We start from the raw sequence: 14,625 nt of genomic DNA on the forward strand, positions 1-14,625 counted from the left end.
GTGTGGACCGGCGCTCCGACGCGGGGATCCGACGGCACGGGCCCGCTGCGGCGTCCCGCCAGCCTGCCGGATCACCGTTCGAAGCCGGCCGTGCCGTGCTTCTCGGACGGAGGAGTGATGCCCGGCAGGAGAATTTCACATCCGCTGTTCGCCCGCGTGTTCGAGCGGGCCAGTGTGGCGATGGACCGCGCTGGCGGCGCGAGGCACCGGCACCGGCTGGTGGCCGGCCTGCACGGCGTGGTCGTCGAGGTCGGCGCCGGCAACGGCCGGAACTTCGCCCACTATCCGGCGACCGTGACCCGGGTGCTCGCCGTCGAACCGGAGCCCCGGCTGCGGGCCGCGGCCCGGGTCGCCGCAGCCGCGGCACCGGTGCCGGTCACGGTCGCCGACGGGTTGGCCGAGGCGCTGCCGGTGGCGGACGGGGTGGCCGACGCCTTGGTGGTGTCCCTGGTGCTCTGCTCGGTCGCCGACCAGGCCGCCGTGCTGCGTGAGGCGCACCGGGTGACGCGCTCCGGCGGGCAGCTGCGCTTCTTCGAGCACGTCCGGTCGCGGTCGCCCGGCCTGCGCCGGGTCCAGCGAGTGGTCGACGCCACCTGCTGGCCGCTGCTCTGCGGTGGCTGCCATACCGGCCGCGACACGCTGGCGGCGATCGGCACGGCCGGCTTCACCGTCACGGAGCTGGACCGGTTCCGCTTCCCGGACGCCGCCGTCCCGGGGCCCGCGGCCCCGCACGTGCTCGGCGCGGCGCTGCGCCCGTAGCGCCCCCGGATCCGCCGCACGACCGGAAGTCGTGCGGCGGATCCCGAGCGTGGCCCCGCGGGCTCGGGCCCGGATGTCCGCCCCGGCGTCCCCGGCACCGTCCGTGTGCCTGGTTTCGGGGGCGGCGTGGCGGGCCCGGCCGTACGACCCGGGTCAGGAGACGGCGACCGACCCGTCGCCGGCGCGGACGCAGGCGACGGCGCGGGCGGCCGTGGCCGCGGCACCGCTGAGGCACTGCCCGAGCACCTGGTGCCCGGCGGCGTTCGGGTGCCACGACTCCTGACAGGTCTGGAAGTAGGTGGCGCAGGTGTTCGCGATGCGCTGGATGGCGATCTTGTCCTTGCCGGAGAGGCTGGTGACGAAGGTGCCGTTCGGCGGGTTGTCCTGGAGCCGGATCGGCGTGGCCAGCGCGCCGGTGGGGCTGGCCGCGGACTCGCAGAGCCGGGCGCCGTCGAAGGCCTGCTGGACGTTCAGGTAGACCAGGTCGGCGGCGGGGAACTCGGCGGCCAGCGTGTCCCGGGTCGACTTCACCAGGCTGCCCAGCCCCTGCGAGAAGTGGTGGCCGGGCAGCAGACTGGCGCGGTGGATCGGGCAACCGGCGGCGTACCGTTCGGCGCCGAGCGCGCGGAACTTGTCCCGGGTGTCGTCCCGGCCGTCCTCGCTGTGGAAGTTGGACTGCAGGTCGAACGGCAACGGGTTGGTGTAGTCCTGGAAGACGACGCGGTGCTGCCCGTCCGCGTCGACCTGGTCGAGGGTGGTCAGCAGTTGACGTGCGGCCGCGACGGTCTCCGCGGTCGCGGCGTCGAACTGTGCCGCCGTGGCCAGGTCGGCGTCGCTGCACGGCTGCTGCGGAACCGGGCCGTTGAGGTAGGCCCAGAACTCCCACCAGCCGGTCCACGCGTCGGCGATGAACCGGTTGGCGCACTTCTCGGCCACGTTCCCGAAGGTGAACGAGCTGTTGTTCGAACCGAGACCGACCAGCACCAGGTCGATGTCGTGGGTTTGGGCCACCGCGCGGAGCTGGTCGAGTTGGGCGGCGACCTGGCGACCCTTCGTCCGTGACGCCGACGCAGTCGCGATGTCGTGGGGCTGCCCACCGGAGCAGGCCAGGTTGAACCGGGCCTGGACGCCCGGCAGGTTCGCCTGGTGCAGGGAGGCGTTGGCCGAGCGGTGGCAGAAGTACGCGTTGCTGTTCGGCGCCGTCCAGCCCGGGAAGCCCTGGGCGACGCCGTTGATGTCGACCACGGAGGTGTACGCCCCGGCACCCTCACCGCTGATGAAGCTGTCTCCGATGGCGACCGCGGCGGTGGGCAGCGCGGCCGAGGCCGGTGCCGGCAGCGCGACGGCGGTCGACAGTGCGGCCGTGGTGACGGCGAGCGCGGCCACCAGGACCGTACGACGGAAGCTGGACATGCGAGTCCTCCATCCACCCATCGAAATATGAAAGATTCTTCGAGGTCGCGATCAGACCACTTCGGTGTGATGAACGTCAATCCCCTGCGGTGGTCGGGTGCGTGTGACGCGCTGCCCCGCCGTACGCGATGATCAAAGCGTCTCCGCCAGGATCCGGGTCGTTCGTGACCCGAACCTCCTGATCACCTGGCCCGTCGGGGCGGCCGGGTGGAATCCGCCGGGGACGAGGTGTGTTGGAACGCCGGTGCGAGACGCGGGTCCGATCGACTGCGCGGCGGGTCGCGCGGGGTGCCGAGGCGTTGTCGGGGCATCCGGCTAGGCTCGCTGCGGCGCGCAGCGCCGGCGCGAGACGCTGGTGAGCTGCACCACATCGCCGAGACCGGGGAGTACGACGAGTTGACCGCAGAGCCTGAGACCCTGTACGGGGCCGACGACCTCACCCATCTGGAGGGGCTGGACGCCGTCCGGAAGCGGCCCGGCATGTACATCGGCTCCACCGACAGCCGTGGCGTGGGTCACCTCGTCAACGAGATCCTCGACAACTCGACCGATGAGGGTGTCGCGGGTCACGCCAGCCGCGTCGAGGTCACGCTGCACGCCGACGGGTCGGTGCAGGTCGACGACGACGGCCGCGGCATCCCCACCGACGTACACGCCCGCTCCGGCCTCTCCGGCGTCGAGCTGGTGCTCACCCGCCTGCACGCGGGCGGCAAGTTCGGCGGTTCGGGCTACAAGACCTCCGGCGGTCTGCACGGCGTGGGCGCGTCGGCGGTCAACGCGCTCTCCCGGCGCTTCGACGTGACCGTCCGCCGTGGCGGCAAGATCCACTCGATGTCGTTCCGGCACGGCGTACCGGGCATCTTCGACGGCGACGGCCCGGACGCCTCGTTCACGGCCGGTCCGGGCCTCCAGGTCGTCGGCGCGATGAAGCGCAACCAGCGCACCGGCACCTCGATCCGCTGGTGGCACGACGCCCGCTACTTCGAGACCGGCGCGGCCCTCGACGTCGAGGCCGTCCGGATGAAGCTGCGCAACACCGCCTTCCTGGTGCCCGGCGTCAGCTACCTGCTGCGTGACCTCACTGGCGAGGAGCCGGTCGAGGAGACGTTCCACTTCCCCAACGGGCTGACCGACATGGTGGACTTCCTCGCCCCGGCCGGCGACCGTCCGGTCTCCGGCACCCTGCTGGTCAACGGCGAGGGGACGTACCGGGAGAACGCCGCCGACGCGAACGGCGTGATGCAGTCGAACGTGCAGCGCCGGGCCGAGGTCGAGATCGCCCTCCGCTGGGGCACCGGCTACGAGCGCACCGTCGAGTGCTTCAGCAACACCATCCGCAACGCGCACGGTGGTACCCACCGGAAGGGCTTCGAGCGGGCCCTGGTGCGTACGCTGGCCGACGCCGCCCGCAACACCCGTGGCCTGCTCAAGGCCAAGGAGGACGCACCCACCCTCGACGACGTGCTGGAGGGGATGACCGCCGTCGTGCACGTGCGGATCCCCGAGCCGCAGTTCACCTCGCAGACCAAGGACGAACTCTCCACCGCCGGCATCACCAAGGTGGTCCAGCAGTTGGTGGAGCAGCACCTGAAGTCCTGGCTGGAGGATCGCAGGACGCGGGCCGAGGCGCGTACGGTGCTCCAGAAGATCGTCGACGCGGCCCGCGTGCGGTTGACCCAGAAGCGGCAGAAGGACGCCGCGCGCCGCAAGACCGCGCTCGAGGGCGCCTCCATGCCGGCCAAGCTGGTGGACTGCCGTGCCACCGGCATCGACCGCAGCGAGTTGTTCATCGTGGAGGGTGACAGCGCGCTCGGGACCAGCCGGATGGCCCGCTCCTCGGAATATCAGGCGCTGCTGCCGATCCGGGGCAAGATCCTCAACGTGCAGAAGGCGAATCTCCAGCAGGTGCTGGACAATGCCGAGTGCGCCGCCATCGTCCAGGTGCTCGGCGCGGGCTCGGGCCGTACGTTCGACCTCTCGGCCCTGCGCTACGGCCGCGTACTGATCATGGCGGACGCCGACGTCGACGGCGCGCACATCCGTACGCTGCTCATCACGCTCTTCGCCCGTTACATGCGTCCCCTGATCGAGGCGGGCCGGCTCTACGCCGCCATGCCACCCCTGCACAAGATCACCACTAAGGGGCGCAACCCGCAGACCATCTACACCTACACCCAGGCCGAGATGGAGACGACGGTTCGCCGGCTGGAGAAGGCCGGGAAGCAGATCGTCACGCCCATTCCGCGCTTCAAGGGTCTCGGCGAGATGGACGCCGATGAGCTCTGGGAGACCACGATGAACCCGGCGACCCGCGCCGTTCGCCGGATCACCCTGGACGACGTCGACGCCGCCGAGCGGATCCTCGACCTGCTGATGGGGGAGAAGGTCGAGCCGCGCCGCAACTGGCTGATCGACTCCGCCGACCGAGTCGACCGCGAGGCGATCGACGCATGAGCACCGGGTCCACCCGAGGGGAAAACTGAGCATGGCACGCCGCAAGGAAACCAAGGTCGACCTCTCCGCGTTCGACCAGGCCGGCGCACGGGTCTTCGACAACCCGCTGGTCACCGAGGTGTCGGACTCCTACCTGGAGTACGCCTTCTCGGTCATCCACTCCCGCGCCCTGCCGGACGCGCGCGACGGCCTGAAGCCGGTGCACCGGCGCATCCTCTGGTCGATGTACGAGCAGGGGCACCGCCCGGACCGCGGGCACGTGAAGTCCGCACGCATCGTCGGCGACGTGATGGGTAAGTACCATCCGCACGGCGACGCGGCCATCTACGACGCCATGGTGCGGCTGGCGCAGGACTTCTCGCTCAACGCCCCGCTCATCGACGGGCACGGCAACTTCGGCAGCCCCGACGACGGCCCGGCGGCCGCCCGCTACACCGAGGCGCGGATGTCCCGTGAGGCGATGCTGCTCGTCGGCGAGCTCGGCGAGGACACGGTCGACGTCGAGCCGAACTACGACGGCTCGCTGACTCAGCCGACGGTGCTGCCGGCCGCCTTCCCCAACCTCCTGGTCAACGGTGCGTCCGGGATCGCGGTGGGCATGGCCACCAACATGATCCCGCACAACCTCGCCGAGGTCGTCCAGGCCGCGCGCTGGCTGATCAACCACCCGGATGCCTCGCTGGACAAGCTGATGGAGTTCGTCCCGGGCCCCGACCTGCCCACCGGTGGCATGCTGCTCGGCCTCGACGAGGTGCGCCGGGCGTACGAGACCGGTCGCGGCGTGGTCCGCATGCGTGCCAAGGTCGAGATCGGCCCGCTGGAGGGCAGCCGCGGGCGGCAGGCGATCACCGTGGTGGAGCTGCCGTACGGCGTCGGCGCGGAGAAGGTCATCGCGGCGATCACCAACGAGGTCACCAAGACCAAGCGGCTGAGCGGCATCGCCGACGTGAAGGACCTCACCGACCGGGAGAGCGGCACCCGGCTGGTCGTCGAGTGCAAGGTCGGGGTCAATCCGCAGGCGCTCCTGGCCGACCTCTACCGCCTCACCCCGCTGGAGCAGTCCTTCGGCGTCAACAACCTGGTGCTGGTCGACGGGCAGCCGCAGACCCTGGGGCTGAAGGCGCTGCTGGAGGTCTTCCTGGCCCACCGCTACGAGGTGGTGACCCGACGCAGCTCGTACCGCCGGCGTAAGCGCGAGGAGCGGCTGCACCTGGTCGACGGCCTGCTGATCGCCCTGCTCGACATCGACAAGGTGGTGAAGCTGATCCGGGGCAGCGAGGACGCCCAGGCGGCCAAGGACGCCCTGATGCAGAAGTTCAAGCTCTCCGAGATCCAGGCCACCTACATCCTGGACACTCCGCTGCGCCGGCTCACCAAGTACGACCGGCTGGAACTGGAGGCGGAGCAGGAGAAGCTCCGCGGGGAGATCGCCGAGCTGTCGAAGATCCTCGACGATCCGAAGGTGCTCCGGAAGCTCGTCTCGGACGAGTTGGCCGCGGTGGTGAAGCAGTTCGCCTCGCCGCGTCGCACCACCCTGATCGACGGGGACCTCAAGGAGGTGCTGGCTGCCTCGGCACCGGCCGGTCCGCTCGAGGTGGCCGACGACCCGTGCCAGGTCATCCTCTCCGCGACCGGGCTGGTGGCCCGGACGGCGGCCGAGTCGGAGGAGACCGCCGAGGTGCGTCGCCGGCACGGCCGGGTCAAGCACGACGTGGTACGCGCCAGCGTGCCCTCCACCGCCCGCGGCCGGGTGTTGCTGGTGACCAGTGCCGGGCGCGCCTTCAAGATCGACGTACTGCCGTTGCCGGTGCTGCCGGAGCAGGCCGGGACGTTGTCGCTGCGCGGTGGGATGTCCGCCGCCGAGCTGGTGCCCCTGGAGCCGGGGGAGACAGTGGTGGGGCTGGCGCCGCTCGGCGCCGCCGCGGAGGGCTCCCCGGGGCTGGCGCTCGGCACCCGGCAGGGCGTGGTCAAGGTCTGCGCGCCGGAGTGGCCGGTACGCGCCGACGAGTTCGAGGTGATCGGCCTCCGCGAGGGCGACGAGGTGGTCGGGGCGACCTGGCTCACCGACGGCGCCGAGGCGCTGACCTTCCTCACCTCGGAGGCGTCGCTGCTGCGCTTCCCGGCGACGCTGGTCCGCCCGCAGGGCATCCGGGGTGGTGGCATGGCCGGCATCAACCTTCCCGGCACGGCCCAGGTGGTCTTCTTCGGCGCGGTCCGCACCGACGACCCGACGCACGGGGAGCCGATGGTGGTCACCTCGACGGGCGCCACGGTCAAGGTGACGCCCTTCGCGGCGTACCCGGCCAAGGGCCGGGCGACGGGCGGCGTCCGCGCGCACCGCTTCCTCAAGGGTGAGACCGATGTGGTGGTCGGTTGGGTCGGGCCGCGCCCGGTCGGCTCGACCGCGAACGGCGAGCCGGTCGAGCTGCCCGCCGCCGACCCGCGCCGGGACGGCTCCGGCTTCGCCGTGATGCTCGGCCCGACCGTCGTCGGCCACCAGATCGAACGCGACTGACCGACGTTCCACGGCGCCCCCGGACCGCACAGGTCCGGGGGCGCCTGCCTTCCCGGGTCCCCTGCCCCACCCGCCCCCGGTTGATCATGAAGTTATCGCCCCCGCGCCGGCGTGGCTGGGTAACAACTTCATGATCAACGCTCGGGAGGCGGGCAGGCCGGGAGGCCAGGTGCCGGGGGAGGGGGTGGGTCAGAGTTCGGGTTCGGGGGACGGGCGGGACTGGTCGGCGGCGGTCCCGCGGAGGCGGGTGATCAGGCGCATGCCGTGGTAGATCACCAGGGCGGCGCCGGTGCCGAGGGCGATGCCGTTGAAGGAGAGGTCCCCGGCGGTGATGGTGTAGTTCGCCGCACCGATGATCACTGCGACGGCCGCGGTCATCAGGTTCACCGGATCGTGGAAGTTCACCCGGTTCTCGATCCAGATCCGGGCGCCGAGGATGGCGATCAGCCCGTACAGCGCGGTGGTGGCGCCGCCGAGCACCCCGGCCGGCACGGTGAGGATCAGCGCGCCGAACTTCGGGCTCAGTCCGAGCAGGACCGCGGTCAGCCCGGCCACCCAGTACGCGGCGGTGGAGTAGACCCGCGTCGCCGCCATCACGCCGATGTTCTCCGCGTACGTGGTGGTGCCGGAGCCGCCGCCAGAGCCGGCCAGGACGGTGGCGAGGCCGTCACCCAGGAAGGCCCGGCCCATGTCCCGGTCCAGGTTGCGGCCGGTCATCGCGGCGACGGCCTTGACGTGCCCGGCGTTCTCCGCGATCAGCACGAGGATCACCGGGATGACCAGCACCACGGCCCGCAGGCTGAAGCTGGGCGCGTGGAAGTCGGGCAGGCCGACCCAGGCGGCCTCCCGCAGCCCGGTGACCGCGGTCGGGTCGAGTTCACCGAGCGCGGCGGCGAGCAGCCAGCCGACCAGCACACCGAGCAGGATGGAGAGCCGGGCCAGGAAGCCGCGGAAGAGCACGGTGGCGAGCAGGATGGCGGCGAGGGTCACCACCGCGACGAGCGGTTGGGCCTTCACGCCGGTGCCGGCGCCACCGCCGTCCCAGGCCACCGGGGCCAGGTTGAGCCCGATCAGCGCGACGATCGCGCCGGTGACCACCGGCGGCATCAGCGCGTCGATCCAGCGGGACCCCGCGAGCTGCACGACGAGGCCGACCAGCGCGAGCGCCACCCCGGCGACGATGATTCCGCCGAGGGCGGGGCCGAGGTCCCCGCCGGCCTTCGCCGCCAGCACCGGCGCGATGAAGGCGAACGACGAGCCGAGGTACGACGGCAGCCGGTTACCGGTGATCAGCAGGAACAGCAGGGTGCCCAGCCCGGAGAAGAAGAGCGTGGTGGCTGGGGGGAAACCGGTGATCAGCGGAACCGTGAAGGTCGCGCCGAACATCGCCACCACGTGCTGGACACCGATGCCCAACGTCCGGGGCCAGGAGAGCCGTTCATCGGGGTGGACCACGTCGCCGGGGCGTACGGAGCGCCCGTCGCCGTGCAGGGACCAGGCGGACCAGCGCGAACGCGGCTCGGTGAGGGGTCGGGTCATCGGCACACACCCTTCGTTCGTCATCGTGACGGGGGCGTGAACGACCCTGGACGTTTCTAGCAGAGGCCGCGCGCCGGCGGTGACGGGCGTGCCGCCGGTGCGGCCCCGACCGGAGGCCCGGTGGCCGGACGAGCGCCTGCCCCGTCCGGCCACCGGTGACGCCTCCCCGGGCCGCGGGAAGCGAGATTGAAGAGGTCAGCCGGCGGCGAGCACCATCTCCTGCTCCGGCCGGTCCTTCTGCCGCACGATCGTGGGTACCGGCTGCGTCGGCCGGAGGGTGAGTAGGCTGCCGACGAGTCCGGAGAAGAACACCACCACGCCGAGCGCGATAGCGGTGGCGGACGGAAGCACCACCCGCAGCGTGTCGTGCGGATCGAGGTCGCCGAAGCCGTCCAGGCCCCAGTAGGAGAGCGCGCCGATCGTGCCCGCGACACCCGCCGCGAGCAGCAGCAGACCGACGGTGACGCTGGCCTCCAGGCGTAGCAGGCGGATCCACCGGTCGGTCGCCCGCTGTGGGACCAGCCGCTCCTGCCGCCCGTAGATCGCGGCGAGACCGCCGAAGAGCACGAGCTGTACTCCGACGAGGACCATGAGGCACGCGTACACCAGGGTGCTGACGTCGAGACGGACCGGTCCGAGGCTCAGCGGGCCGAAGCTGAGACCCGCCACGCCCAGCAGCCCGAGCAGGGCGAGCACCGTGCCCGGCCAGACCAGCGTCCGGCTCGGCGCGAACACCAGCAGGAAGCGCAGGTGTCGCCAGCCGTCGCGCCAGGTGCGCAGGTGCGGCGGACGGGACCGACCGTCGGGTGAGAGGGTGGTGGGCACCTCGACGATGTCGTAGCCCGCGAGCGCGGCCCGGACCACCAGTTCGGACGCGAACTCCATGCCCGGCATGCAGAGCCCGAGCGCGCGGATCCGCTCGGCGTTGAAGCCGCGCATGCCGCAGTGGAAGTCACCGACGTTGGCGAGCCCGAACAGCCGCCGACCGAGCCAGCTGAGCACGGGGTTGCCGAGGTACCTGTGCAGGGGCGGCATGGCACCGGGCGCGATGCCGCCGCGGAAGCGGTTGCCCATCACCACGTCGTGCCCGGCGCGCAGCGCCTCGATGAACGGACCGAGGTCCGACAGGGCGTACGAGTCGTCGGCGTCCGCCATGATGATGTACCGGCCGCGCGCCTGCTCGATCCCGTTGAGCAGAGCGCCACCGTAGCCGCGGATCGGCGCGTGGACGACCCGGGCCCCGGCGGCCTCGGCAATCGCCTGGGAGCCGTCGGTGGAGCCGTTGTCGGAGACCAGCACCTCCCCGGCGACTCCGCACTCGGCGAGGGAGCGTAGCGCCTTACGAACGCAGGTCTCCAGCGTCTCCGCCTCGTTCAGACACGGCAACAAGACCGTGACCTCGAACTCCTGAACCGTCGTCATCTTCCCCGTTGCTTTCCGCCACGGTCGGGGCGAGCCACTCCGGCTCGCCAGCGGCCGCCGTGGCCTTGTCGTGCGTGATCGGTGCCGAGCGCAGCCGCAGCCAGCCCACCGCCGCGGCAGCCGGGAGGAAGGCCAGCGCGGGTAGGCCGTAGCGCAGGTCGAACATGGAGGTGGCGACGGAGAAGACCATGATGCCGACGCCGATGCCGACGTAGAGCAGGGCGATGATGGTCAGTCGCAGCCGGCCACGACGCGGCCACACCGCCCCGATCAGCGCCAGGAGGACCATCGCGGTCAGGGCCAGCGGCGGGGTGACCGCGTACCGGCCGTAGGCGTGCAGGAACCGGCTCGCCGCGTTCGGTTCCGCGATCCGCGACGGCGCAGGCTGCCACTGGTAGTCGGGGTCGGCGGTGCGGGGCACGCAGTCGGAGTTCGTCGCCCAGTTGGTCGGTGCGAGTTGCGGACGCCACCAGTTGGCCAGGCAGACCTCCATCGGGCCGAGCTGGGGCGACCAGAAGTAACGGCCGGTGTCCCGGGCCACGGCGGCGAGGTAGCGCCCCGGTTGCTGCTTGAGCACCTCGTGGGCGAACTCGTCGAGGTCCTCGGGGCGGTCCGCCTGATGGATCGGGCTGTCCTTGTTCCAGAGGAACCAGTCGGGCCGGTCGGGCCGCTGGTCGAGCGGCTGGGGTGCGCAGAGCCTGCGCAGCCCGGGGCGCAGCTCCATCCGGTCGCAGTCGGCCACGTGGGCGGTCCGCCCGTACAGGAACGCTCCGTCGCCGGTCCCGAGGGCGCCCGCGACGCTGCCCGTGCCCGCGAAGGCGAAGCCGAAGACCGCCACGATCCCGAGCAGGTACGCGCTCACCGACCGCCAGCCCCGCCAGGGCAGCAGCAGGAAGAGCAGGAGCGCGCCGAGGGCGACGACGCCGGTGGGACGGGTCGCCATGCCGAGCGCGACGGCGATTCCCGCTCCGATGCTGGCGAGGAGACCGGGCCGTTCCCGTCGGACCAGGAGCATCGCCGCGAGCGCCAGCGCGCTGGTGAAGAGGGTCTCGGTGAGCAGGTAGTGCTCCAGCGTGAGCTGGGTGGCGTCGAGCAGTATCGGCGCGGCGGCCAGCGTGGCCGGCCATGCTCCGACGCCGATCCGGCGCAGCAGGAGGTAGATGGCGACGCCCAGCGCGATCCCGGCGAGGTGCTGCAGGACGCTCACCGAGTAGAAGGTGCCGGTCCACTCGAACGCCTTGAGCAGCCACGGGAACGGCCACCGGGCCGGCATGGCCGGCCACTGCTGGGAGAGCTTGATGTACTTCCCGGAGTCACCCTGGAACCAGAGCGCCGGGGGGTAGGCCACCAGCATCGTGACTCGCAGCGCGATGCCGGCCGCGACCACGACCGTCATTCCGACGTGTCGACGGATCGTGCCTGCCAGACGGGCGAGCGGGCGTCCAACAGGCACCGAGGCTCCAATGTGCTACGCGAAGATGACGAGCGGTGAATCACGCCGATGATTTCGTCAATGTGCGAGATCACGGTGGCGGAGCCGTTAACACCTCGTTGCCTGGGAACGCACGATGTGTGTCGGCCACCGGGCCGACGGACCCGGTGTGCGGTTCCAGCTCCCGGCGGCCGCGCCGGACGGCCCGACGGGTGGCGTCAGGTGCGGGAACGTGGGTGGTGGCCGGGAGGCCGGCGGGTCAGGCGACCCCGGCGGGCCGGAACTGCACGCTGACCCGGGGGCCGACCGGCCGGCTGGTCTTCGGCACCGCATGCTCCCAGGTGCGCTGGCAGGAGCCGCCCATCACCACCAGGTCGCCGTGCCCGAGCGGGAAGCGCAGGCCGGCGCCGCCACCGCGCGGACGCAGCAACAGCGAGCGCGGTGAGCCGAAGGAGACGATGGCCACCATCGTGTCCGAGTGTGCCGACCGGCCGTGCGTGTCGCCGTGCCAGGCGACGCTGTCGCGCCCGCTGCGGTAGAGGCACATGCCGGCGGTGACGAACGGCTCGCCGAGCTCCGCCGCGTAGTGACGGGTGAGCGCGGTGCGGGCCTCGGTCAGCAGGGCGTGCGGCAGCGGCCGGTCGGGGCCGTACCAGCAGAGCAGGCGCGGCACGTCGACCTCGTTGTCGTACATCTTGCGGCGTTCGGCCCGCCACGGCACCTCGCTCAGCAGCGTGTCGAAGACCGCGTCCGAGCCGCTCACCCAGCCGGGAAGGTGGTCGACCCAGGCACCCCGGGAGAGCTCGTGCCGGCGCAGCCGACCGGCGAGCGGGCCGAGGGACGGCTCCGCGGCGGTGAGGTCCAGCATCGAGGGCTGGTAGGCGACCTCGGACATGCAGTCCACCCTACCTGCTGGATTGGTACAGGTGTACGAGGGTGGCATCTCGTCGCCCGCCGGTCACCTGACGCACACGTGGATGTCGCCGTGCGTCGGCGGGACCTACCTACGGTGAGGCGGCTCCGCCCCGACCCGGCGGGCGACGCCAGGAGGAGGCGACCTGTGCCGAGCAGTTCCACCACCAGCGCCGTGGCGATTGCGCCGCCGGTCCCACCGGCGGCGGCACCACCCGCCGGTCGACGGTCGGCGGTCCTGCCGGTGGCCGGGTTGGTCGCCGCCTGGGTCGTGCCGCTGCTGGCGTACGCGCTGGGCCTGGCTGGGCTGCTTCCGCCGCTGGTGCTGGTGCTGACCGCCGCGCTGTTGCGGGTCGGGCGCACCCTGCTCGACCGGCTGATGCTCGCGGCGGCGCTGCTGCTGGGCGCGGTCTGCGCCGCCGGGCTGCTCTTCTCGTACTGGCCGTGGGGGCTGCACCCGGTGCCGGTGGCGGGCACTGCGTTCACCGTGCTGCTCGGCTTCGCCCTGGTCACCGGAGTGCGACCCCGCCTGCCGCGCCCGACGGCGGCCGACCTGGCGCCGGTCCTCGCCGCGGTGTTCGCGATGCTCGCACTCGCCTGGCCCTACCTGCGTGCCGGCGGGCTGGCCGGTCGGCTGGCGTACGCGATGACCGGTGAGGACAACAGCCGGCACCTGGCGGCCATGGAGGGCATCCGTGCCGTCGGCGGCTACCTCTTCGCGCACCCGGACGCGGCGGCCCGGATCGCGCCGGACGCGATGGTCTACTACCCGCAGGGGTTCCACCTCACGGCCGCGCTGCTGGACACCTTCCTGCGCTCCTCGACCGCCCCGGGCGGACCGGCGAGCACCCTCGACCACTACCTCGGCTGGGCACTGGCCGCGTACGCCCTGCTCGTGCTCGCGGTGGTATGGGCGGCGGCACGGATCGCCGGCCGGCTGCTGGACCCGGTCCGGGCCTTCGTCCTGGCCGGCGTGTCGACCGCGCTCGCCCTCGGCTCCGAGCTGACCCGGTTCGTGGTCTACGGCTACCCCGGCGAGAGCCTGGGTCTGGCGCTGACCGCGATCCTGGTCGCGCTGGTCTGCCGACCGGTGGCCCGCACCGGCACCCAGCTCTGCCTGCTCGGGGCGCTCTGCGTCGGCGTGGGCTTCGCGTACCTGATGTTCCTACCGGTGGTCGGCGTGCTGGTGCTCGCCTGGCTGGTCCGGCACCGACGGGCAGTACGCCGCCGGCCGTGGCTGCTCGCCACGGTCGCGCTGGTCACCGCCGTGCTCACCCCGCTGCCGAGCGTGGCGGGCCTGCTCTTCACCGATCAGGTCGACAACGTGGCCACCGGCGGCGGGGTGTTCCCGCGCTACGACGCGTTCCTGGCGCTGGCCGGGGTGGTCGCCGCCGGGCTGTTCGCCGGTGGTCTGCGGCTGCCGGTGTGGCGTCGGTACGCCGGCGCGCTCGCCGCGACAGTGGCGTTCGCGGCCGGCTTCCGCATCTACTTCCAGGCGCTCGGCACCGACCCCCGCTACTACTACGGCAAGACCCTGCACCTGCTGCTGGTCGTCCTGCTCATCGGCGTGGGGGCGGTGCTGCTGCTACGGCCGGTGCCGTGGCGCGCCGCGTCCCCGGGTCGGGCTCGCGCCCGGGCCGCGCTGCTCGCCCGGGCCGCCGTCGCGGTGTCGCTGGTGGCGGCCACGGCAGGGATGGCCGGCCTGGTACGCGGCGGCGGGATCTTCGCGCAGCCCTTCGGCAACCGGAGCACGACCTGGGCCGAGGCCTGGTGGTCGGGGACGCTGGACCGGCCCCGGCAGGCCGACGTGACAGTGCGGGCGCTGGCCCAGGCGCCGGTACGTGCCGGCGAGGTGACAGTGGTGGTGAGCGACCACCGCCGGGAGGGCTACCTGGAGACCCTCTTCCTCGCCACCCTGCAGGGCAGCCACGGTGCGTCCGCGCCGGCGTTCTACAACCTTCCGCTCTCCGAGCCGGCCCGCACCGCGGCGGTCGTCGTGGCGGAGAAACGTCCGATCCGGTTCCTGGCCACCAGCCCGGAGGCCGCCGCGGTGGTCGAGCGGCTGCTCGCCGAACGGCCGGGGCTGCGCGCACGCGTGACCGTCGAGCCGCTGCGCTGATCGGCGCGACGGTCTCCCCGCGGGGGACTGCCCGGTCGCGCGATGCGGCGGGACGTCGGT

9 protein-coding genes are annotated in these 14,625 nt (G+C 72.3%); 4 read left to right on the forward strand and 5 right to left on the reverse strand.

Annotated elements, in window-relative coordinates:
- Positions 1–117: 117 nt before the first annotated feature.
- Entirely contained in the window at positions 118–759 is a 642-nt protein-coding gene (locus tag BXA10_RS10390; RefSeq protein ID WP_076470080.1) for a class I SAM-dependent methyltransferase, read from the forward strand.
- 153 nt (positions 760–912) lie between these two features.
- Here the strand turns inward: BXA10_RS10390 and BXA10_RS10395 are convergent, their stop codons facing one another.
- The gene (locus tag BXA10_RS10395; protein ID WP_076470081.1) at positions 913–2,172 is read right to left on the reverse strand and encodes an SGNH/GDSL hydrolase family protein; all 1,260 of its coding nucleotides are present in this window, start codon (positions 2,170–2,172) and stop codon (positions 913–915) included.
- A gap of 396 nt (positions 2,173–2,568) precedes the next feature.
- Between BXA10_RS10395 and BXA10_RS10400 the strand changes: the two genes are divergently transcribed.
- Both BXA10_RS10400 and BXA10_RS10405 read left to right on the forward strand, forming a co-directional pair.
- Positions 2,569–4,626, forward strand: coding sequence for a DNA gyrase/topoisomerase IV subunit B (locus tag BXA10_RS10400; protein WP_076470082.1), 2,058 nt, complete (start codon positions 2,569–2,571; stop codon positions 4,624–4,626).
- A 31-nt stretch (positions 4,627–4,657) separates the two neighbouring features.
- Positions 4,658–7,141: a DNA gyrase/topoisomerase IV subunit A gene (locus BXA10_RS10405; protein ID WP_076470083.1), complete on the forward strand. Its 2,484-nt coding sequence runs from the start codon at positions 4,658–4,660 to the stop codon at positions 7,139–7,141.
- Between the two features lie 189 nt (positions 7,142–7,330).
- Here BXA10_RS10405 and BXA10_RS10410 read toward each other — a convergent pair whose 3' ends face one another.
- From BXA10_RS10410 to BXA10_RS10425, 4 genes are all read right to left on the reverse strand, one after another.
- A complete protein-coding gene (locus BXA10_RS10410) occupies positions 7,331–8,680 on the reverse strand; it encodes a uracil-xanthine permease family protein (RefSeq protein ID WP_076470273.1) in 1,350 nt (449 codons plus the stop codon).
- A gap of 195 nt (positions 8,681–8,875) precedes the next feature.
- On the reverse strand, positions 8,876–10,102 hold the full coding sequence (locus tag BXA10_RS10415) for a glycosyltransferase family 2 protein (protein WP_076470084.1): 1,227 nt from the start codon (positions 10,100–10,102) through the stop codon (positions 8,876–8,878).
- The gene (locus BXA10_RS10420; protein ID WP_076470085.1) at positions 10,020–11,498 is read right to left on the reverse strand and encodes a glycosyltransferase family 39 protein; all 1,479 of its coding nucleotides are present in this window, start codon (positions 11,496–11,498) and stop codon (positions 10,020–10,022) included. Before BXA10_RS10420 ends, BXA10_RS10415 begins: the two co-directional genes overlap by 83 nt.
- Positions 11,499–11,793: 295 nt before the next feature.
- Positions 11,794–12,429 carry an alpha-ketoglutarate-dependent dioxygenase AlkB gene (locus tag BXA10_RS10425; protein WP_076470086.1) on the reverse strand — a complete coding sequence of 212 codons (636 nt, stop codon included), beginning with the start codon at positions 12,427–12,429 and terminating at the stop codon, positions 11,794–11,796.
- A 165-nt stretch (positions 12,430–12,594) separates the two neighbouring features.
- Between BXA10_RS10425 and BXA10_RS10430 the strand changes: the two genes are divergently transcribed.
- Complete coding sequence (locus BXA10_RS10430; RefSeq protein ID WP_076470087.1) at positions 12,595–14,565, forward strand: hypothetical protein; 1,971 nt, start codon at positions 12,595–12,597, stop codon at positions 14,563–14,565.
- Positions 14,566–14,625: the final 60 nt, after the last annotated feature.

The sequence above is a fragment of the Micromonospora avicenniae genome, from assembly GCF_900156065.1.
In the GTDB taxonomy this organism is placed as follows: domain Bacteria; phylum Actinomycetota; class Actinomycetes; order Mycobacteriales; family Micromonosporaceae; genus Micromonospora; species Micromonospora avicenniae.